General features: G+C 56.6%; 15 protein-coding genes. 6 read left to right on the top strand and 9 right to left on the bottom strand.

All coding sequences use genetic code 11. From position 1 onward, the window contains the following. The 6 genes from VGE80_RS16715 to VGE80_RS16690 form a co-directional block, all read right to left on the bottom strand. Positions 1-491 (bottom strand): DegT/DnrJ/EryC1/StrS family aminotransferase (locus tag VGE80_RS16715; RefSeq protein ID WP_440593455.1); only part of this gene is annotated, 491 nt, incomplete at its 3' end. 125 nt (positions 492-616) lie between these two features. Then, complete coding sequence (locus VGE80_RS16710) at positions 617-1,870, bottom strand: NeuD/PglB/VioB family sugar acetyltransferase (RefSeq protein WP_440593454.1); 1,254 nt, start codon at positions 1,868-1,870, stop codon at positions 617-619. A 1-nt stretch (position 1,871) separates the two neighbouring features. Next, a complete protein-coding gene (locus VGE80_RS16705) occupies positions 1,872-3,092 on the bottom strand; it encodes a glycosyltransferase family 4 protein (RefSeq protein WP_440593453.1) in 1,221 nt (406 codons plus the stop codon). Further along, complete coding sequence (locus VGE80_RS16700) at positions 3,077-5,383, bottom strand: heparinase II/III domain-containing protein (RefSeq protein ID WP_440593452.1); 2,307 nt, start codon at positions 5,381-5,383, stop codon at positions 3,077-3,079. Before VGE80_RS16700 ends, VGE80_RS16705 begins: the two co-directional genes overlap by 16 nt. A 45-nt stretch (positions 5,384-5,428) precedes the next feature. Beyond that, positions 5,429-6,526 carry a non-hydrolyzing UDP-N-acetylglucosamine 2-epimerase gene (wecB, locus tag VGE80_RS16695; protein ID WP_373652783.1) on the bottom strand — a complete coding sequence of 366 codons (1,098 nt, stop codon included), beginning with the start codon at positions 6,524-6,526 and terminating at the stop codon, positions 5,429-5,431. A gap of 237 nt (positions 6,527-6,763) precedes the next feature. Further along, positions 6,764-9,031 (bottom strand): bi-domain-containing oxidoreductase, encoded by a 2,268-nt coding sequence (locus VGE80_RS16690; RefSeq protein ID WP_440593451.1) that lies wholly within the window; start codon positions 9,029-9,031, stop codon positions 6,764-6,766. A gap of 317 nt (positions 9,032-9,348) precedes the next feature. On the opposite strand from VGE80_RS16690, the gene cysS reads away from it, so the two are divergent. Then, positions 9,349-10,914, top strand: coding sequence for a cysteine--tRNA ligase (gene cysS, locus VGE80_RS16685; RefSeq protein ID WP_440593450.1), 1,566 nt, complete (start codon positions 9,349-9,351; stop codon positions 10,912-10,914). A 639-nt stretch (positions 10,915-11,553) separates the two neighbouring features. After that, positions 11,554-13,155: a GYF domain-containing protein gene (locus VGE80_RS16680; protein ID WP_440593449.1), complete on the top strand. Its 1,602-nt coding sequence runs from the start codon at positions 11,554-11,556 to the stop codon at positions 13,153-13,155. Positions 13,156-13,393: 238 nt separating this feature from the next. On the opposite strand, the gene VGE80_RS16675 is transcribed toward VGE80_RS16680, so the two are convergent. Together VGE80_RS16675 and VGE80_RS16670 are read right to left on the bottom strand one after the other, a co-directional pair. Further along, positions 13,394-14,983 (bottom strand): hypothetical protein, encoded by a 1,590-nt coding sequence (locus VGE80_RS16675; RefSeq protein ID WP_440593448.1) that lies wholly within the window; start codon positions 14,981-14,983, stop codon positions 13,394-13,396. 409 nt (positions 14,984-15,392) lie between these two features. Next, positions 15,393-15,785 carry an ArsR/SmtB family transcription factor gene (locus tag VGE80_RS16670; protein WP_373652778.1) on the bottom strand — a complete coding sequence of 131 codons (393 nt, stop codon included), beginning with the start codon at positions 15,783-15,785 and terminating at the stop codon, positions 15,393-15,395. Positions 15,786-16,508: 723 nt separating this feature from the next. Between VGE80_RS16670 and VGE80_RS16665 the strand changes: the two genes are divergently transcribed. From VGE80_RS16665 to VGE80_RS16655, 3 genes are all read left to right on the top strand, one after another. Further along, the gene (locus VGE80_RS16665) at positions 16,509-17,270 is read left to right on the top strand and encodes an SDR family NAD(P)-dependent oxidoreductase (RefSeq protein WP_373652777.1); all 762 of its coding nucleotides are present in this window, start codon (positions 16,509-16,511) and stop codon (positions 17,268-17,270) included. Between the two features lie 407 nt (positions 17,271-17,677). After that, positions 17,678-18,910 (top strand): LL-diaminopimelate aminotransferase, encoded by a 1,233-nt coding sequence (locus VGE80_RS16660; protein ID WP_397569486.1) that lies wholly within the window; start codon positions 17,678-17,680, stop codon positions 18,908-18,910. A gap of 142 nt (positions 18,911-19,052) precedes the next feature. Beyond that, positions 19,053-20,222, top strand: a complete 1,170-nt coding sequence (locus tag VGE80_RS16655; protein WP_440593447.1) for an N-acetylglucosamine-6-phosphate deacetylase — start codon at positions 19,053-19,055, stop codon at positions 20,220-20,222. Between the two features lie 85 nt (positions 20,223-20,307). Here VGE80_RS16655 and VGE80_RS16650 read toward each other — a convergent pair whose 3' ends face one another. After that, entirely contained in the window at positions 20,308-21,378 is a 1,071-nt protein-coding gene (locus tag VGE80_RS16650; RefSeq protein WP_373652774.1) for a tRNA dihydrouridine synthase, read from the bottom strand. 383 nt (positions 21,379-21,761) lie between these two features. On the opposite strand from VGE80_RS16650, the gene VGE80_RS16645 reads away from it, so the two are divergent. Further along, on the top strand, positions 21,762-22,120 hold a 359-nt coding region (locus tag VGE80_RS16645; RefSeq protein ID WP_440593446.1), incomplete at its 3' end, for a hypothetical protein.

Genomic DNA, 22,120 nt, shown 5'->3' with positions numbered 1-22,120 from the left:
AGTTCCATGATCGGATCCATGTCGCACGGCCATCCGGCGAGATGAACGCAGACGATTGCCCTGGTGCGTGGCGTCAGAACAGCGCGAATCGTGTCGACATCGATCGTCTGGCTGTCCCGGTTAACATCAGCGACGACAGGGGTGGCTCCGCGCATGACGACGCAACTGGCGGACGCGATGAACGTGCGGCACGGGACAATCACTTCGTCTCCGGGGCCGATTCCCAGACCGTACAGCGCCAGTTCCAGTGCGACGGTTCCATTGGTCAAGGCGATGGCGTGCTTACACCCGATCGCGTCAGCATACTCCCGTTCAAACTGAGTTCCTTCGTTGCCCGTCCAGTAGTTCACCTTGTTCGACCGGAGAACTCGAGTCGATGCTTCGATCATCTCTTCATCAAAAAACGGCCAGGGCGAAAGGGGGCCACGGCGAACAGGTTCACCACCATGGAGTGCCAGGTCGTTGCAGCCGGATTCTGTGAGGTTCGACATGGGAGAGCTCTTTTTTACAGGAAGTGAGGATCAGACTGGCCAGTGGCGGAATGAGCGATTCAAAATCCCGGCACGGGTCATTTGGAAGTGGGGAAGTGAGCTGACAGCAAACGGGAAAAATCTTGCTAGGCACTTTTTCGGGATTCGAAGGACAATTCCTGCCGAATGATGCGCGGTGTCGAACCGACGACGGTACAGCCTCTGGTAATGTCCTGAATCACCACGGTGCCAGCTCCGACGGTTACATCCGCAGCGATATGGACTTCGGGGATCACACTGCACCCTGCCCCGAGCAGGCAGCGTTCATCGATACGCACGCCACCCGAAAGATGCGCTCCCGGTCCTATTCCCACGAAGTTACCAATCCGGCAGTCATGATCGACGGAGGATGAGGTATTGACGATGACGTGTTCGCCCAGAATTGCATCGGGCTGGACGACGGCCCCCGCGAGGACCACGGATCCCGCTCCCAGCCGGGCGGAATGGTGAACGAACGAGTGTGGGTGGATGACGGTCATCCACTCCATGGGAAGTGACTCGACGACCCGTTCTCGTATGCGAGCGTCACCAATCCCCACGATCCCTTTGTATTTCTCTGGTGCTTTCGCGAGATCGCTCACCGGCCCCCGAACGGGTACGCCCAGAATCGTTGTATCCCACATTCGTTCATTGTCGTCATAGATGGCATCGACGACGAACCCGGCTTCCTGAAGAGTACTGACTACGACTTTTCCGTGCCCTCCTGCTCCGATCACGACAATCTGCTTCGAACCTTCGAAGTCGGGCATGGAAGCGTGCCCTTCCGCCGTGATTCCCCTCTGCCCGAAGACCGCCGTAACTGTCTTCCAGAGAACTTTCAGGTCGAGCCAGAAGCTGACGTTGTCGACATACCAGACGTCGAGCTGAAATCGGTCGTCCCAGCCGAGCAAGTTGCGGCCGTTGACCTGCGCCCAACCCGTAATCCCCGGGGTGACGTCGTGCCGTCGGGTCTGTTCGGCAGAGTAAAGCGGCAGATAACGGACTTTCAGGGGACGAGGTCCTACCAGACTCATCTGCCCGGTGATGACGTTCCAGAGTTCCGGCAGTTCATCAAGACTGCTGGATCGTAAGAACTTACCAAACCGCGTCAGACGGCGATCGTCGCTGAGGAGTGCTCCCTGCGCATCCCGCGCGTCGGTCATCGTCCGGAACTTGCAGATCTTGAACAGCTTTCCCCCCCGGCCCGGCCGTTCCTGTCGGAATAGGACGGGTGAACCGAGAAACACCCGGACCAGGAGCGCAGTCATCGCCATCACCGGGGCGAGCAGGATCAACGCGGGGACCGCCACGGCGAGATCGAACAGCCGTTTGCCAAATCTGCGATAAAAGCCCTTCGACATATCAGGCGACCTTTTTCTTGCCGATCTGTTGGACGAGTTCACCGAATTGCGAGGCCTGTTGATTCCGATCGAAAAACTTGATCACGTAATCACGTGCCGACCGCCCCATCTGTTCGCTGCCCGGACGGTCTGAGTAAAGCTTTCGTACTGCATCGGCCATTGCCTGAGGATTACCGGGAGGGACCGGAATGCCTCCATTGGCCGCTTCGATGACCTGGCGAATCACGCCGTCGATCGCCAGCAGAACAGGACGGGATGCGGCCATGTAGTCGAAGACCTTGTTGGGGTAGGTCGTTCGAAACATGGGGATATCACGCAGCACGGCCAGACAGGCGTCAGATTCCGCCAGAATCTCTGGCATCTGCGACTTTGGCCGGGATCCCGTGAAAGTCACATTCTTGACATGCATCTGTGCCGCAAGTTCCTCAAGCTTAGCCCGATCCTTACCATCGCCGACCATCAGGAAATGAACTTCTGGAAGGTCTTCAACGAGTTTCGCCGCCTCAAGGACGACTTCCAGGTTATTCGCCATCCCCATCGCACCGGCATAGGTCACGATGTACTTGTCACTCAGGTTGAACTCTTCGCGCAGACCACCCGTTGTTTTCTTGACATGGAACATGTCAGGGTCGACGCCGTTGGCGATAAAGCTGATCTTCGCCTCGGGAATCCCGAGTCCGATCAGGTAGTCACGATAGGCAGGTGAATTCACCAGCAGGTGATTAGCACGTGCATACAGGAACCGCTCCAGTTTTCTCGCCATCCAGATCAGGACCGGATTTTTGAGGACTCCCATATCCACAGCAAACTCGGGCCACAGGTCACGGATTTCCAGGAGGAACGGCTTCCACTTCACGACGGAAATGACCCAGGCGGAAACGGCCTGAAAGATGGGGGGAGATGTGCCGATGACCAGATCGACATTCTTGACCTTCAAGGCGGTCCAGACGGAACTGACCATGAAAGACAGGAACGACACGATTCGCCAGACGAAACTGCGATGGAGAGCGGCATAGGTCCAGGCTCGCTGGACCTTCACTCCGTCAAAGTTCTGAACGCGTTCGTCGGACGTGCACTTCTTTCCGCTGAGATAGCTCAGATCACTGGCGACGATCGAGAACTCGTGCCCGCCGTCAACGAGCCTTCGCGCCAATTCATAGTGTCGCGTTCCACCGGCATCGTCCGGTGAGACAAACGCTTGATGGATCAGCAAGACGTGCATTGACGTGGCTCCGAAATGGGTCGAGTTGAAGGGAGAGGAATCGAGGTGATCGAATCTGCAAGTGAACCACCTGCGGTGACCGATGCCACCAGCGGTGTGTCCATGGTCTGGTCGAGATTCAGTGACACGGTTGCCTGCCAGTCGCCACCGCGGACTTGAACGTGATCGCCCGTAATCTGAACCGACAGAGCTTCAGGACCGAGCAAACTCGCAAAGACCACTGCATGGGTGGTGGCTTCGAGAGATACAGACAACGCTGGTCGGCGTGAGTGATAGAACGGGGCATACCAGCCCCTCGCGGAATGCTCATCGGCTCGGATGACTTGGAATCGAGGCTCTGCCTGCGACGAGGCCGCAAGCAGGCGATACGGCCCGTGGGGCGTTTGAATTTCGAGGCTCGTGAGATCGTGGTCCGCTGCAAACGGCCCATCCATCAGCAACCAGTGCAGACGAAACTGATGGTCGACCTGGCCGCAGAGGGCATCAACGATCAGCCAGTGTTCGGCCCCCAACCGGGCGACACCTCGCCGATGAGTGACCGGGTCGGCCAGTCTGCGGTAGCCGTCATGCTCGCCGTTCCAGGCGGAGACATCTCCCTGACGCGGGACGTTCCGGCCGTGTGATGTCCCTTTGAGCCACGGTAGCCACAGGAAGCGGCTGGCACGGTCCATTTGGTCCCGGCCATCCACGCTCACCGTGTTGTGGTGTTCGGTGTGCGAGAACGGATTATTCCAGGGGGCCGGGGAGTTATAGCTGTAGGTGCCCGGGTCGAGTGCGATGTTCAATCCGCGCCACCAGATGTCGACGTGCAGCATATCCGCCTGAGCGGGGCGATGCCGAAATCCGGCGGCACGCGAAATGGCACAACCCGCGGGCGTTCTGAGTGTCACATACCCACTGTCGGCAGCGTCGAAGTCGCGTCGTTCTGGGGAAAACGAACCGGAATGTTTTTCCGTAGCGAGGTCCCGATTCCCGGTACGGGCGTTGGAAGTGCTGGGGTGACCAGCATCTGTGATGGGGCAATCGGAGTCCGATGGCTGCTCAAGGCCGAACAGCCAGAAAAGTTCTTCGTCCCACGGACCAGACGGGAGGAGTCGCTGGCCGGTCAGCAGGTAATGCGTCGATTGCACGACGCCTCGGTAGTCGTCGTAAGCACAGTTGCTCAACGGCAGGATATAGGCACCATCATCCTGGCCTGTGCGCGGAACGCGGCCAGTGACTTTATCCTGGAGTTGATAGACGAATTCTCCCGCCCTGCCGATGCGATCCCGCAGTTCCGAAGACAAGGGTGAATCCTGCAGATCACCCAGTCGTATCGACCACAAATAGTTGTGCAGCATGACGCGATGGTAGTTCAACGAATGCTGCGAGAATGCACCGTCATCGTAGACCAGCGCTTGTGCCTGACTCTCGAGAAGCCGTCGTCCTTTTCGGGACCAGCGCGCTGCATCTTTCAATTCTGGAAACAGACTTCCGACTGTCCACAGACCCATGGCCTCGCTGATACCGTGATTGTTTTGCTGGCTCAGCGCATATCCGATGTTGGATTCGATGCGCTGCCCCGAGACGGCAATCATCTGTGCCAGCATCGAGACGCGAGCGGGCGTGGTGGCGGGACTGTTCCCAAACCCGTGCAGACCAAAGACCCAGGCCATCACACGCAGGCTGATCTCTTGCCCACACTTCCAGTTTGACCCGGTGTCGGGGGGATTAGATCGTCGCCAGTCTTCGATCAGGTCCCAGAAAAGTTTGGGAATTGCTTCGTCGCCTGTTCGCCAGTACGCGCGGACAAGCGGAAATACAAAGCCGAAGCGATTCGCTTCCCAGACGAGCTTGATATCCCCCGCGCCAAAGTCGCCGATCTGACTCCAGTGACGGTCATTGGGGAAAGTGTGTCCGGAGAGCGGATCTCGATGCCACTGAGGGGGGAGTCCAACTTCGACGAACTCGTTCGAGAAAAACTGGACGAATCCCTCGCGAAGGCGATCGACCGAATAGAAGGGTGAGGATTCCGGTGTGTCCCACCGCGAAAGCAGCTCACCTGAATTCGGGAGTTGTGCTGCGTCGAAAAAGAAGGGACGCGCCTGCTTGCGGCGACTCTCTGCGTAGGCTTCGGCGTCTCTCAGTGATGGATCACTGAGAAACGCTTCCAGCGGTAACTTGTCCCAGGTGGTGGCGGGTCGCTGCATGCGCACCAGCCCGCTTTTCATCCGCAATGCATAGACGGCACGATACATCAGCCATTTCGGGCCGAGGTACCTGAGCATCTGTGCGAAGCGGGAAACTTCCACGAATTGGGAATCCTACTGAGAGAAAGAGACTCGAAGCCCGATTCGTCAGGCCGCACGTCGAACGGAAGCCGATTTTGTCTGGAGGACAATGTCAGCAATTCGCTCGGAAGCCAGACCGTCCCAGAGGGGTGGAACGCGTCCCCCTTTTCCCTGACCGGAAAGAATCTTGTTGACTTCAGAAGTCAGCAGATCCATATCCGTTCCCACCAGGGTGTTGGTGCCATGAGTGATCGTGACTGGTCGCTCGGTGTTTTCGCGGACGGTCAGACAGGGGACACCCAGGGCTGTTGTTTCTTCCTGAAGACCTCCCGAGTCAGTCACGACAACGGTGGCACATTTTTGAAGTGCCAGACATTCCAGATAGCCTGCCGGTGGAATCGTGAAGATCCGATCCGAGTTTTCAAAGTGATACCCCAGACTCTTGATACGGGCCTGGGTCCGTGGATGAATCGGGAACACGATCTGAAGGCGTTCAGACATCTTCGTCAACGTCGCCAGAATGCGCTTCAGCGTTTCAGGTTCGTCGACGTTCGAAGGACGATGCAGCGTGACGAGAGCGTACTTCTCACCGAGCCCTGTAACTTCCGGCATTCTGGCCTGAGAGAGTAGTGACCGCAGCGTGTCGATCATTACGTTGCCGACGAAGTGAATCTTCTCCTTCGCAACCCCTTCCCGCAGCAGATTTCCTTCCGCTTCTTCCGAGGGAATCAGCAGGAGATCGGCGAGTTGATCAGTCACGAGTCGGTTGATCTCTTCGGGCATCGTCCGATCGTACGAGCGAAGTCCTGCCTCAACGTGGGCCAGCTTGATTCCGAGCTTGGCACACACGAGGGTGGCGGCGACTGTCGAGTTCACGTCACCGTAGACCAGAACCATATCTGGTTGTCGTTCCAGAATCGTCTTTTCGAAACGAACCATCACTTCCGCCGTCTGGACGGCGTGAGAGCCGGATCCGACTTCCAGCGAAACATCGGGGCGTGGAATCCGAAGCTGTTCGAAGAAAATATCCGAAAGATTCGCGTCGTAATGCTGACCCGTGTGCACCAGGGACTGCCGGACGCCGGGACGCTTGCGGAATGCCGCATGAACAGGAGCGACCTTCATGAAGTTGGGGCGTGCCCCGACAACGTGTAATACGTGCATTGGAATCCCTTCCATTTCGAGTTGATCGGTCGCGTGGGGAGGCGATTCCCCTGGTTCGATTGCAATTGAAACCTTTGGGCGGGGCGTGTGTCCCCGTTCCAGTCTCTGCGTCAATAAGTGCCCGGCGAATATGTGAGCGAGGTCGGATCCATCCTTATCGTTCAGTCGCTTCTGCGGGTACCGGCTTAATCTTCCTTTGCTGGTGACTGTTGCTGATCCGAATTGCCTTGCTGTCTGTCAGGCGGCACGTCGAATTGCGTCATCGTGATGGAGTGTCAGTGCGGAGGGCTGACGGGGTGCACAGTGAATGACTTCCTGTGTCTCCGCGGATCGCATCGCGGCGAAACTGGCTTCCGTCACCTCGATCAATTCTTCCAAAGCGATCGGAGCAGGTCCCTGGGACGACACGGCGTTCAGAAAGGCCTCTACTTCCGCGACGTGCCCCTTGTCCTGCTGCCACAGGTTCATCCGCCGGAACTTCTTCCAGCCAACGGCCTGCATCCGCCGGAAATTATCGAGTTGGATCACACGACCGGCGCAGAAAACTTCGAGCCGCTCTTTCGAGATTGATCGATGCCCGTTGGCGAGGTAATGGACCGTGCCAAAGCTTCCGTCGGCGAACGATAGCGTGATGGACATTTTGTCGTCGCGAATTTCGGCTGCAGAGTCACGACCAAACATCGTGGCCTGTACCGAGACGATCCGGGTGCCACACAGGTACCGGAGCAGATCGATGAAATGGCACCCCTCACCGATCACGCGACCACCCCCCGCGACGGGATCGTGGACCCAGTGATCCGCAGGGATCTGGCCCGCATTCACGGTCATGATGAAGGACTTGGGCTCATGCACTTCCGCCAGCAACGACTTCATCTGTTGAATCTGCGGCGCGAACCGTCGATTAAAGCCGACGGTCAGGACCGGTCCCCTGCCCTGCCCATTTGCTGTCACTTCTTCATACGTCGAGATAATCTGACGCAATTCCTGGGCATTCAGCGCCAGTGGCTTCTCGACGAAGACATTCTTCCCGGCTTCAAGAGCCGTACATGTCAACTTTGCGTGGCTATCATGCCGCGTTGCGACGACCACGGTGGAGATCTGTTCGTCGGCCATCAGGGAGTCGATGTCGGACGTTGCCGTCAGCACTCCAAACTTACGAGCGGCGAGTGCGGCCGTCAGACCGTTACGAGAAGCAATACATTTGACCTGAGCGTTGTTCTTCCGGAACGCAGGAATCAGCATCTGTGTTGCGTAGTTCCCCGCTCCGATGATCGCAATGCTGGCTCCGTTGGCTGCTCCGGATGCAGGTGTGGGGCGTCGCCGAGACTTCGACGATTCCGTGGCACGTTGAGCGATCGGCAGCGTCCGAATCCGAAGCGTCTGTCGCTCTGACTCAGCCGGTTCAGGGTAATTGAGCAGAACACCGAGCGATGGTTCTTTACCGGAAATCAGGTTGTAAGCGTCCACGGCGTTATCAAACGCGAAGCGGTGCGAGATCAGTTGGGTTGGATCGATTCGTCGATCCGCGATCATGTCGAGCATTGCTTCAAAGTTGCGTTGCTCGGTCCAGCGGACGAAACCGACGGGATAATCCTGGCCAAGCTGTTCATATGTGGCGTCGTAGCGGCCCGGGCCGTACGAGCAGGATACCTGAAAAGAGAGTTCCTTTTCGTAGAAGTCGGCTCGTGACAGTTTCAGTCCCACGACTCCGACAAGCACAATTCGGCCGCGTCGGCGGCACATTTTTGCAGCCTGATGGACCGGTTCGTCACTGTCGGTCGCTGCGGTGATCAGGACACCATCCACGCCGCGACCGCGCGAGAACTGCATTGCCGCGGCGACGGGGTCTCCGCTGCTCAGGTCGAAGACTTCTGCGCCAAATTGCCGGGCAAGCTCCAGTCGAGCTTTCGAAAAATCAAGCCCCAGAACGCGGCACCCCTGCGCTTTTAGCAGTTGAACGGTGGCCAGACCGATCAGTCCCAGTCCGGAAACGACGAATGCCTCTCCCAGAGTGGGCTGGGCGAGGCGGATTCCCTGCAGTCCGATTGATCCGAGGACCGTGAATGCCGCAGCTTCTTCACTGACCGAGTCAGGAATCTTTGCGCACAGATTGGTGGGAACACAAACGACTTCGGCATGCGGTCCATTGCTCGTCACCCGGTCGCCCGGTTTGAATGCGTCAACTCCCGGGCCGACTTCGAGGACCTCGCCCACGTTGCAGTAGCCGAGCGAAATCGGTTGATCCAGCTTGCTTTTTACTGCTGTTAACGTCGGAACCAGCCCATCCGTCTTCACTTTGTCCAGCACCTGCCAGACACGATCGGGCTGTTGGCGTGCCTTTTCCAGCAGGCTCGCCTTGCCAAACTCAACCAGCATCCGTTCGGTGCCAGCTGAAACGAGGCTCACACGAGTCTGGACAAGGATTTGCCCTCGTCCTACCGCAGGACAAGGGACGTCGACCAGTTCTGTCTGGCCAGAGGCCAGTGATTGTAAGATCTGTCGCATCCGTGCGATTCGTTTCATTGAATGATGAGGCCACGTGATTTAGCGAAACGGCCGGGAAGATACGTGGACGCCGAATCTGCCACAAGTGCAATTTCGGACACCCGCACCGACCCAAAGGTGGATTCCATGGGGACTTTGCCGGGGCCGTCGACCGCCTCAATCGAAGGGATCAACCGGCCTGGAGAATGCCGTTGGTCGATCTTTACGCTTGTGGCACCAGCGTCTAAAGTTTGCGTCTTATACGTTTGCTCACGGACATTCGGTGCTGTTCCGTCTGACACCTCTCGATTTGGCCGCTCTTTCACGGATGTTTCACTATGTCACTTCGCGTTTACAATACCCTCTCACGTCAGAAGGAAGCGTTTCAGACGGTGGAACCCGGTAAAGTCAGCATGTATCTGTGCGGTCCGACTGTCTACAAGCCGGCTCACATCGGTCACATGGTCGGCCCCGTCATCTTTGATACCGTGAAACGGTACCTGACCTACAGTGGTTACAAGGTGACATGGGTCGTCAACATTACCGATGTCGACGACAAGCTGATCAACCGTGCCAATGAAAAAGGGGTGACGGTCGAGGCTCTCGCCAAAGAGATGACGCAGGACTATTTCGATAACCTCAAGACAATGGCTGTCGACGGCATCGACCATTTTCCGTACGCCACTCAGCACATCAAAGAGATGCAGGAGATCATCGCCACGCTGATTGAAAAGGGATTTGCCTATCCGCTGGATGGGGATGTCTACTTCAACTGCACCCACGATGGTGATTACGGAAAGTTGAGCGGCCGTAGTCTGGAACAGATGCTGGCCGGGACACGCGCCGAGACCCACGGTGGCAAGCGACATCCTGCCGACTTCGCTCTGTGGAAGGGATCCAAACCGGGTGAACCTGCCTGGGACAGCCCATGGGGGCGCGGTCGACCAGGTTGGCATATCGAATGTTCGGCGATGGCGCGAAAGATCCTCGGTGACTCGATCGATATCCACGGCGGTGGCCTGGACCTGATGTTCCCTCACCACGAGAACGAACTTGCTCAGTCAGAGAGTTGCACCGGTAAGCCATTTGCCCGGTACTGGATGCATAATGGACTGATGCAGGCCAGTGGCGCCTCTGGCAAAGTGGGTGGCGGCCACGATAAGCACGGCGACAAAGCTGCCGACCTTGCGGCCGCCAAAGAAGCGCAAGAAGCCAACAAACTGGCGGGTTCGAAAGGGGCCGCATCGGTCAAAGAGCTGTTTGCCCGTCACGAACCGGAAACGATTCGCTTCTTTTTGCTCGCCACGCACTACCGCAGCCCGATCGACTTCAGCGATGAACGCATCGCAGAGACAGGTAAGTCACTGGAAGGTTTCTATCGACTGTTCGAGTCCTATGAACGTATCACAGGCCAATCGTTCTATTCACTGGAGACAGTGGAACACAGGAACGAAGCGACAGAGCTTTCAGGCGGACCAGCCGCATTCTACAACGAGTTGAATGAACTGCGGAAACGCTACCTTGAATCGATGGACGATGACTTCAACACCGGGGGGGCTGTGGGAGTTCTGTTCGATCTGAGGAAGACTCTCAACGGATTCATCAGCGATCACAAACTCGACAGCAGCAGTGGTGACAAGAGCCTGCTCGTCCCTTTGACTGCCGGCATGGTGCTGCTCAAAGAGCTGTCACAGATTCTGGGGGTCTTCCGCGCAGCCCGTCAGAAAGCAGCGTCCGCTGATGACGGCCTGCTGGATGGGCTAATGCAGTTGGTCATCCAGATTCGTGCTGATGCACGAAAGAATAAAAACTTTGCGGTTGCCGATTTGATCCGCAATAAGCTCAATGAACTGAAGATCACCCTTGAAGACCGGACCGATCAGACTTTGTGGCGACGCGGTTAATGCAGGGATGAACTGATACCGGTGTAAATGAGCGGAGCTCAAGGAGGTCGACTTGTCGGCCTCCTTTTTTATTGGCCAACTCCGAAGCGACCGCCGCTACGAGAGGGAGTCCATCCGTTGAAGGTGCTTTTTAGTCCACATCAACTATTCACACCTGCTTCATTCCCATTTCATATTCGCCGATATCATGCGTCCGGGAAAACTTAAGCGATCTCCTCAGAGGGGAGGTCGCGTCGGCGTAGAGCCGCGCTTCCGCGTTCGACAAGACTTTCGGGGGCCTGATTGCAGAGAATAAGGGCGGCCGCCGCCGCTCACGGGGTTCGCAAACTGTTTTGCGAATTGGTTTTTTTCTGGAATCCGTCTACGGAGCGGGCTATTTTCCAAGGTGCCTGCGCGCGAAGCGCGGGAATCGTTGCTGGAATGCTCTGTCCTACGCGGTCTGCATCCGGCTCCATCATCGCACGCAAAATATGATGATATGTCGCTATGTCAGAGTCCGGGTTGTACATGAAAAGTCCATTGAAATGGTGGACATTTCCCAAATTTCAGGCGATTATAGAAGTAACTTGGGTGTATCGCTCTCGTGGATGTCATTGACTGACATTCAAGCGTGATTTTGGGACTGGGGAAAACACTGCAATGGACGGATGGTACTACAAGTCATTCGGTGAAGAATTCGGGCCAGTAACCTTCGATGAACTGGTCGAATTGGCCAAAAATCGCGCACTGGGGAGCGACGACGAAGTCCGGTTTGGCGCTAACGGGAATTGGAGGCGAGCCGGCTCAATGGGCCAGTTGATGGCCCACATGCCTGCCGGGTCGCATATTCCAAAGGGATCCGGAAAGAGCTCCGTCGAAATCGACGTCGTCGAGGGGGACAGTTGGCACTACAAGCTGTTTGGCGACGAATTTGGGCCCGTATCCGTCGAAACCCTGATTGAGCTTGCCGCAAATCAGACCCTCTCGCCTGATGACGAGGTCCGCGCCGGAGTCCGTGGTTCCTGGAGGCGTGCCGACTCCATTACGCAGCTTGCCGGTCACTTTTCCTCTGTCGCGACACTTCCAGCAGCCCCGGTTGCCACGCGTGGACGAGCCACCGAATCGTCCGACTCGCAAGGTTGGTACTATAAGCTCTTCGGTAACGAATTTGGCCCGGTTTCCTTTGATGAGCTGATTGAACTTGCCAAGAATCAAACTCTGTCCGTCAACGATGACGTTCGATTCGGGGAAGGCGGAGTCTGGCGCCGAGCAGGTTCGATCGGCAAGCTGATGGCCCACCTCCCGTTCCAGGACCCCAAAAAATCCTTCTCTGTTACCTTGGACCAGCGACCGGCAGCAAGTCGCAAAGCTCGAGCGAGCGTTCCTGAAGTCCCCCACGTGGCAGAGGACGAGACTGAAGTCTTCGATACCGCTCCTGAAGAGACGGAAACCGTCGTCGAAACGAAACCTGTCGTCGAAGACAAATGGTGGTGCACCATCCGCGGGAAGGAATATGGTCCTGTCCCGCTGGCGAAACTGATGGAATGGGTCGCTAACGGTCGGCTTGTTCGGGAAGACTTCGTCCGCCAGGGCTTCAACGCTTATGTTGTCGCTGGTGAATTGCCCGGACTCTTTCCTGAACTCCCCAAAGCCGTCGTCGAAACCAAGTCCGACTTCAGGACCACCACCCCGATCCGGCCGATACCTGCCGCCGCCCCCTCTGAGCCTGTGCGGCCTGTAACTCCGCCAGCCGAAGTCTCATCTCCGCCCCCCAGCATGCCCGCCTCAAACCCGTGGCAAGCAGGTGGAGGAGGTGCTGCTGCTCGACCAATGGTCCCGGTTCGTCGGCCACCCGCCAAGAGCGGCGGGATGGACAAACTCCTGAAACCGATTCTGGGGGTCGTCGGCGTTGTTGTGCTGGGTGGACTGATCTATCTGATCCTCCCTTTTCTCGGCGAATCTGCTGACGTCAAACGCTTTAAGATTCTGAAAACCGCGTATGCCGAAATGCAGAATGCACGAGCAGCCGATACGCCACCCAGTCAAGATGAACTCAAAAAGATCACGGCAAAAATGGCCAAAGTTGCCAAGCCGATCGAAACTGAGCTGAAAGGCAAGACCGGCGCGGCAACCGCAAAGCTCCGAAGCCTGGCCAAGAAGATGCAGGATGTTGGCAAGGAAGACCTTTCCAAGCCAACAGACGCAGAGAAGTTGATGAACAAGACGGTGACCGACCTCGCGAGAATTCTGAAGGTCAAATAGGTCCTGGCTTCTTCTGTCTCCCTCTGTATAACCACTCGTGAGAGGCCTCGCGATCACATACGATCGTGAGGCTTCTTTCTTATGAAAGGCCTGGACCGCAGCGCAGCATTCGTCCTCTGCTGTTTGTCAGATCTCTGGGCTCAATTACCAACCGCTCGCTGGCCGACGCGGGTGCGGGACATCTGGGATGGTCTCGGATTTCCAATCAGCTTCGTCGGGACTGCCAATTTGTTACGTCTCACCGGGCTTGTGATTCCTCGATCTGCTTGACCCAACCTCGGCCGATCAGACGCACGAATCCTTCCTCGAGCTCGACTTTCAGTTTGAGCCCCTCAGGAAACGGTTCCAGCGACAAACTCAAGCCGTCTTCCCCTTTGGAAAATTCTTGCTCCGCTGCGTCGGGGTCGGAGTTGAGTATGTCCGTTACGAGGAACTGGGGAAGGACCTTGGCACTCAACCGGCCTTTGACGGCTGCGGCCCCACGCTGGTTCTCTGGAGCAGCGGCGACGAGGTCGATGGCATTACAGAGGCGCTCCACGAGGGGGGCGGGCTGTCCAATACCCAGCCATATAGTCCTGGTTGCCTGACCGACGATGATCTCGATATTGTTTCCTGTCCAGTGGGTAATCCATGTGGGCAGCTCGTGAGGCATCAGACTGTGCAGAACGACCCCTTCGTGAATGTCAAAGCTTTCTCGCAAATCGGCCAGGTGTCCCGCGCTTTCCAGTCGTTCCAGCCAGCGAGGGATCGACGCGTTCATCCCTTCGACATCGGGACCGTGGAACGCAGTGATCAGCGACAATTCACCCGCTTTTGAGCCGACGAGCTGAAGGCCAATTTCCAGCCGTGAGGGTTTTGCCTCTTCGTCTCCCGGATTCTTGCGGAGCTGCTCCCAGATTCCTGCAAGGGGAAGATCGAACGCGAGTCCTGCGGCGACATCGGATTGAACCAGCGTCGAGTACTCGCTGCGAACAGCTTTCAGTTGCCTCAACACTGCGGAGAGTCGGCTTTTCGGCACACTTTCGATGCTTAGCTCAAAGATAATGTGTCGGTTCTCGGGGTCAATTCGACAACCTGCGGTAAAAGACTTTGTATCGAGTACCAGGTGTTCGATGAAATCCAGCACCAGCTTTCCAGCCGACTTGCGGATCGCTGCCTGTTCTTCGTCTTCGTCGTCCATTGGCTGCAACCAGGGTTCGATCTGCTGGCGCAAGTCGGCGATCCAGTGGGTTTTGATCGGTTGAGGAATCTGGAGCAAGTCGGCTTTTAGAGCAGCGTCGTACCTGTCGCGCAGTCCCTGGGTGAGCTTAAGCGGCGATACGCGAAGTGCTCGAATCGTGGCTTCAGAGTCGGCGAACAGCGCATAGTCTTTCTGTACCAGCACGTGGTACGGGGAACCGGGGCGTTCGATTTCGTAGTGGTCCGGTGTGACCTGATGATATCCGACAACGCCAAATGTCGCTGTCTTTAAGAGCTCTTCAATTTCCGTTTTGGGGATAAAGACGATCTCTCGCGGTTTTTCGTCATCCCAGACTGTCATGATCCCGGCAGGCTTGGTTGGCTCGATACCGGCAAGGTCCCGGAAACCCGTCAATCGTTCGTTGATGGAAGTGGCCAGATCGGGGCGGTCCACCGACTCAAAGATTGTTTCGCACGCCTGTCGAATCCGATCCTGGCTGGAAACGAAGATGGTCAAAACAGGTCGCTCGGCGAGAGGTGCGGGGCGTGGTTCGTCACCCTTCAGGGAAGCAGCAATCCCACAAAACACTACGAAACAGGGCATCGCTGCCTGAAAAATGACCTTTGCAAGGCGGAAATGGCGGAGCATAGGGGCCCCTCGTTCAGCCAGCAGCGCAGGTAACTTGTCGAGCTGCAAGCAGTGCTGGAGTGTAGTTGGGAAGATTTTGACCGACCGCAGGGAGCAAATGCTCGCACAAACGGGTCAGCATGCCAAGGTAATTTCCGCACACAGGATCACCAGCGAAGACTGGCGGAAGCGAAAGCTCTTGCAGCAGGCAACTGCAGTAGGCGTGGGAGTAATGGATGGCCATAACGCAGCGATTGAGACCGTGCTGCGAGAAAAGAGATGAGCCGCTGTAGGCAGAGCAACACGATTGCTGCTCTGCTTTGACTCGGTCGGGGTACTGGGGCGAGATCCCGTTTTCTTCACCAAGCTCTGGCCCGAGCTGAGGAGAACGGACACGCCGGAAGGTCGCGGGACCTGCAGTTACACCCGATCAGGGTTCTTGGGTCAGGACGAAATTCTGGAAGCGAAGTTCGTCGCTCTGAGGATCGCTCATCGTTTTGAAGAGTTCACCGATCAACTTATGAAAATGTTTTTCTCTTACTGAGTAAAAATTGTGCTTCCCGTCTCGTCGCGGTTCAATCAGGCCTGCAACCCGGAGTAAGGCCAGGTGATGGCTGACCGCTGGCTGGCTCTGATTGAGTCGCTCGCACAGGGCTGAAACGTGAAGTTCTTGCTCCCGCAGAAGATACATCAAAATCTTCAGGCGGGTTTCGTCGGCCAGCAGTTTGAAAACTTGAACGAGGTCTCGTTCGAGCTGCTCCGATAGCTCTGGAAACGAAACTCCGGTTCGAGTCGGGCCCAACGAATCAATTGTCGCAATCATTTCCTTCTCACTCTCTAGGTGTAAAGCCGCCCCTTCTTGTATTGGGGCAGCGGAATCACGATGTGTGTCTGGGTTCGACACGGGAATATCCTCGGAGATCATCCATTTTCTCACAGTGAATTGGCAGCATGTGAGCGCACTACGAACGGACCGACATACGTCTGGTGTGGATCAAGCTGATTAAATCAATCTATTTTTTGGTACTTAGCCAATTTCGATGGCTGGGGAACCGATGCTCCGAGAGGATCATCTGATTTCCTGGCTGCCAAGTCCCGCTGCAAATCAGACACTGAGTGACTGACACTTCTGACTGTGTAAAAGTTGCAGCGATTCTCAAAATTCGTCGATAGGCAAAACCTTGACTGACGCAGATAGGTGCGCGACATGATGTGCAATGAGGCCTAATTCTAAGCTGATCGAGACTACCCATGCCTGGGTAACGGATCGAGCTCTTGGTGAGTAGTATGTCTGGGCAAGTTTCAAGAGTCAACTGGCAGCATCAAAGTTTCCGCATGCCGGAAGCCCCGATTTTTACGGTTCTTACGATGAAATCACTGGAATTCACACAAATTTAAGACAAAATGTACACAAGTCTGAAGTTCGCGTCTGGGTTTAAGCAAAAACTGCACCATTTGAACTCTTTCGTTAGCTTCAGATGGCGGAATTATTGATTTCGGCCTCCCTCTCTCAAGACCCAATTTCCTTCTTACGAAAGATTTTCTCGTGGAGTTTGCCAGTCTCGCGAATCGCACTGCCGTCGTCACAGGGGCTGCAAGCGGAATTGGTCGCGCAATCGCCTTAACCCTCGCGCAAGCGGGCGCCGATGTCGTCATCCACTTCGCCCGGTCGCGTGACGCCTCCGAGTCTCTCGCCGCAGAAATCCGGTCACTTGGTCGGAAAGCCAGTCTCGCACAAGCTGATTTTTCTGATTCCAGCGTCCTCGAAGCGTTCGTTTCGCAAATCTGGGAAGAACAGCAAGGTTTCGACATCTGGGTGAACAATGCGGGGGCTGATATTCTGACCGGCGACGCTGCCAACTGGGGGTATGAGCAAAAACTACAATCTCTGCTCGACGTCGACGTTCGAGCCGGGATGATCCTGGCAGGTTGCGCTGGACGACGGATGTACGATCGGGGGACGGGAGCCATCATCACCATCGGTTGGGACCAGGCAGATCGGGGAATGGAAGGAAACAGTGGGGAACTTTTCGCCGCAACCAAAAATGCCGTGATGGGTTTCAGCCGCTCGCTGGCATTGAGTCTGGCGCCGCGTGTCAGGGTCAACTGCATCGCACCCGGATGGATCAAAACGGCGTGGGGTGAGACCGCCAGCGACCCTTGGCAGCAACGGGTCCTGCGTGAGACGCCGCTGCAGCGTTGGGGGCTTCCCGAAGACATTGCCAATGCCGCTCGTTTTCTTTGCAGCGACGAAGCTTCGTTTATTACCGGACAAGTCATCAACGTGAATGGCGGCGCAGTCCGATGACGATGTTTCGCACTGCTGGTTCCTGACGATCGATTCCACCCAGGTCGCGAGTCAGGATTGCGGCTGTGTGTTGACCAGCGCGTCCTCAACAATCGAAGTTGGCAATAAAGAAGTTGGCAATAAATTCGTACGCTATTGGATTCTCCAAAGGATCGGACATTGAACGGGGTTTCCCCGTTCTCACAGGAGAATCCCTCTACACTGATTCCGACGACCAGATCGCGACCACGGACTCGGGGGGAACCGATCGGGTGGGCTTGCCGGTAGCCGAGGGGCGTGGCCAGCGGGGGCGATTGGGGATGAGGTTGAATTCGCCTGTGCGGGGTTCTACAACACAAAACCACGCGGCAGAAATAAAGAAAATAAAGAAGTAGTACGTCGAACTCCGGCAACTTAAGGAACTCGGGATGGCTCTCGTCAACGAAAATTACCTCAAACTCAAGGCTGGTTATCTGTTTCCCGAAATCGGCCGGCGAGTCTCCAAATTCGCCGCCGATAACCCCTCGGCGAAGATTATCCGTCTGGGAATTGGGGACGTCACCGAGCCGCTCCCCGCCGCCATCATCGAAGCCATGCACCGCGCCACCGACGAGATGGCGAAACGAGAAACATTTCGGGGCTACGGACCCGAACAGGGCTATGACTTTCTCAGAAATGCCATCGCCCAGAATGATTTTGTCAGCCGCGGAGCCAACGTCGCTGCGGACGAAATCTTCGTCTCCGACGGTTCCAAGTGCGACACGGGGAATATCCTCGACATTTTCGGCGCTGGAAACGTCATCGCTGTGACGGACCCCGTCTATCCGGTCTATGTCGATACGAACGTGATGGCAGGACGTACCGGGGCGGCTGACGAATCCGGGCGGTATGAGGGCCTCGTCTATCTGCCTGTGACTGCAGAGAACAATTTCACCCCTGCCCTGCCCGATCGCAAAGTCGATCTGATCTATCTGTGCTACCCCAATAATCCGACCGGGACGGTCGCCACCAGGGAAACGCTGAAAAAATTCGTCGACTACGCGAAAGCGAACGGCAGCATCATCTTCTTCGATGCGGCGTATGAAGCGTACATCACGGATCCTGCGATTCCGCATTCGATTTACGAGATCGAAGGTGCCCGGGATGTCGCAATCGAGTTCCGCAGTTTCAGCAAGACCGCCGGTTTCACGGGGACCCGGTGTGCCTACACTGTCGTGCCAAAAGGCCTTCAGGCAAAGACCCCGACGGGAGAATCTGTCGATTTGCACGCCCTGTGGAATCGCCGCCACACGACCAAGTTTAACGGTGTGAGCTACATCATTCAGCGTGGCGCGGAAGCCGTCTACAGCGAACAGGGTAAGGTTCAGGTCCGTGCGCTGATCGACTTTTACCTGGAAAATGCCGCGATCCTCTGCCGCGGTTTGAAGGAAGCGGGCCTGACGGTCTATGGCGGCACGAATGCTCCTTACGTCTGGTTGAAGACGCCCGGTGGAATGACCAGTTGGCAGTTCTTTGATCATCTGCTCTCTAAGGCACATCTTGTCGGAACTCCTGGTAGCGGCTTCGGCGCTGCTGGCGAAGGCTATTTCCGTTTGAGTGCCTTCAACAGCCGGGCCAACATCGATGAAGCGGTCAGCCGGATTCAGCAGATTCTCAAGTAAGCTGCACGGCATCGGCGACGCGAGCGGTGCCTGCTGCTGATCAGCGATGGAATTTTGTGGTTGACGAACTTTGGCGACTGTGACTGCTCCCATTCAGTCACAGTCGCTTTGCAACTTCACCATTCTTCAAGATTGAACGCCGATGCTCTCTCTTTTCGCCCGCCACTATGCGAACGGTGAACCGATTCGCATTGATCTTCAGGACGATCGAATTCTTCGCGTTTCTCCGGCGTGGCCGAACGGATCGATCCACGACTGGCCGTACGTCTCACCCGCGTTCCTTGACTTGCAGATCAACGGCTTCGGTGGAACCTGGTTCAGTGATGATGAACTGTCTGCCGAACGGGTGCTCAAGACTCTTCAACCTCATTATCAGTTCGGGGTGACCCGGATTTGTCCGACCTTAATCACAAACTCGTACGAAGGGCTGGCCAAAGGTTTCGCCGCCATTCGAGAGGCGTGCGAACAGGCCCCCTGGGCGAATCGGATGGTCTGCGGGTGCCACCTCGAAGGGCCCTACATTTCTTCCGAAGATGGTCCCCGCGGAGCCCATCCTCGACAGCATGTCCGAGCGGCCGACTGGAATGAATTCCAGCGTCTGCAGGAAATTTCGGGACAGCGAATCAAACTGGTGACCCTGGCCCCCGAAGTCGACAACGCCATCGACTTCATCAAAAAGTGTGTCGCCAGCGGGGTCGTCATCGCGATTGGCCACAGTGCGGCGACACCGGAACAGGTCCGCGCCGCCGTCGATGCCGGTGCCCGGTTGAGTACTCATCTGGGGAATGGTGCACACGCGATGATGCACCGCCATAAAAACGTGATTTATGAACAGCTTGCCGATCCCCGCCTGTTCGCCAGCTTGATCGTGGATGGACATCATCTTCCCCCCAATCTGGTCCGAATCTTCCTGCGGGTGAAAACGCCACAGCGGACGATCCTGACCTGTGACGCGGCCGGGTGGGCGGGATGCCCCCCCGGAGTCTACGAAAGCAAATTGGGACGCAGCGAAATTCTTCCCAGCGGGAAACTGGTCGTCGCCGGACAGCACGAATTGCTGGCGGGTTCGGCTCAGGAACTGGATACCTGTGTGGCAAACGCCGTCGACTTTGCCCAGGTGACGCTGAAGGAAGCCGTCGACATGGCCAGCATGAACCCGGCTCGGCTACTCGATCAGGAAGTGGTTCGCCTGCGCCGCGGCTCCCGCGCGGATCTGATCCTGTTCCACCTTTCTCCGCAGGATCCCAAGCTGAAGGTCGAAGCAACGATTGCGGATGGGGAATTAAAATATGGGGAACTCCTTTCCCGTTAATCTTTCATTGCTGAAGCGAGCCGATCCTTGGAACCCTCGCCGGCAATCGGAGCGGAATGAACCGAATCGAGTCGCTTCGGGCGGCTCAGAGGGAATACCACTCCCTCAGGACGGCATGCCATTCGTCGAGCGTGCGAGTGGCAGCGAACGCGTTACGCACGTCTGAATACCGGGGATGCTGCTTTGCAAACTTGATCGAGAACATTCGCATGGTGGATAGGACCTGCTCCGGGCTACAAACCTCCAAGCTCAACTCGCAATGCATTTCCATGACCCGTTTCTGCTCCGGTAGATCGGGTTCAGGGAGCGGTTCGCCGCGTTCCAGGGCGTGGACCTGTGAAAAGATCCAGGGATTGCCAATCGCTCCGCGAGCCACAGAGACACCGTCGACGCCTGTTGCAGCAAACATCTCCACGCAGGACTGAGCCGTGAAGAGGTCGCCGCTTCCCAGGATCAGCCGTGAGCCTGCATGCTGTTTCACTTCCCGCAGGAAATCCCAGTTGCTGGGGCCCACGTACTTTTGTTCGACCGTTCGACCGTGGACGGTGATCGCTGCCACGCCACGCTCGAAAGCGCCGTCCATAATTCGGAAGAAGCGGTCCCGACTTTCGGCCGAGTCATCCAGTCCACGCCGCATCTTCAGTGTCACGGGGATTGAGGGGGGGACGGCGTCGCGTGTCCGGCTGACGATTTCCAGTGCCGTTTCCGGTTGGCTCAGATGATATCCCCCTCGGCATCCCCCTACGGCCGATTTCACGGGACATCCGAAATTGATGTCGATGATGTCGAAACCGGCCGCGACGAGTTTTTGTGCAGCCGGACCAAATTCGGTGGGATCAGAACCCATCAACTGCCCCCCGACCGGATGCTCCTCATCGGTGATTCTCAGATATCGTCGTGTCTTTTGTCGCTGTTTCAGGTCGAGCACAAACCGGTCAATCATCACCTCGGCCAGCGTGTAGCTGGCTCCTAACCGCCGCGCGACAATCCGCATGGGGCCGTCGCTATAGCCGCTGAGTGCCGCCTGCACGACAGGAAATCCGATCGACACATTCCCGATGGACAGGGGCTTGAGCGGGAATGTGTGCAGCGGCGAACCGGTGTAAGTTCGGACGGGAGGTGGCATTCGTTCGGTCAGGGACGTTTCGTTGGTCATTCGAAATTACGTGCTTTGTTGAGCGTGGGGTAGCGAATCCGGGGGATGGCGACTGCGGTTGTCTCTCGTCTGGTCAGTTCTTGATGCGAACGGGTTCCTCCGCGGATCGGGTCACCCGGTCTCGGGTCACGCAGTGACTCCGCGAAATCATCAATACTTCATTCCAAAAGAGCTGCGACAAGCCGGGATGGGCCTGAGTCGACGCCCTGGATTGTAGCAGGCCAGAGGGAGGACGCTTGGTGTCACGACACGTCGACGGAATTTTCTGAAACGGCCCTAAAAAATTCTCTGAAAATTCTCTGTAACACTTTTTCACGATCTTCGCTCCGCATGTCAGGCGGATGTGATTAACAAGTTCTGAGAAAAGTTTTAGGAGACAGATCATGTTACGAAGCAAGACGTTACTGACCGCAGGGTTGATGGTTGTTCTCACTTTGACCTCGCAGAGCGATGCTCAAGCGCGGGGACATCAGGGAAATGGTGGTGGTGGGAATCGAAACTTTGGTGGTGGCCAGTTTCAGGCGAGTCGGAGCCCGGTCAACCAGATGGGAAACTCCAACTTCAGACCACAAAACATGAACATTTCGTCGAAGAACGTGGTTTCGCACAACAATTTTTCGCAGCCGATCTCGAAGCAGGTCCTGACAAAAGTTGGTCCTGTAAACGGGGGCTTCAATCGCATCCCCACCAACTCGTCTGTCGGTTCCAACGTCATTCAGGGCAATCACAAGATTGGTCTGGG

Source organism: Schlesneria sp. (assembly GCF_036405755.1).
GTDB classification, from domain to species: Bacteria; Planctomycetota; Planctomycetia; order Planctomycetales; family Planctomycetaceae; genus Schlesneria; species Schlesneria sphaerica.
The sequence above is the reverse complement of the archived record's forward strand: the minus strand, read 5'-3'. Positions and strand labels throughout refer to the sequence as shown.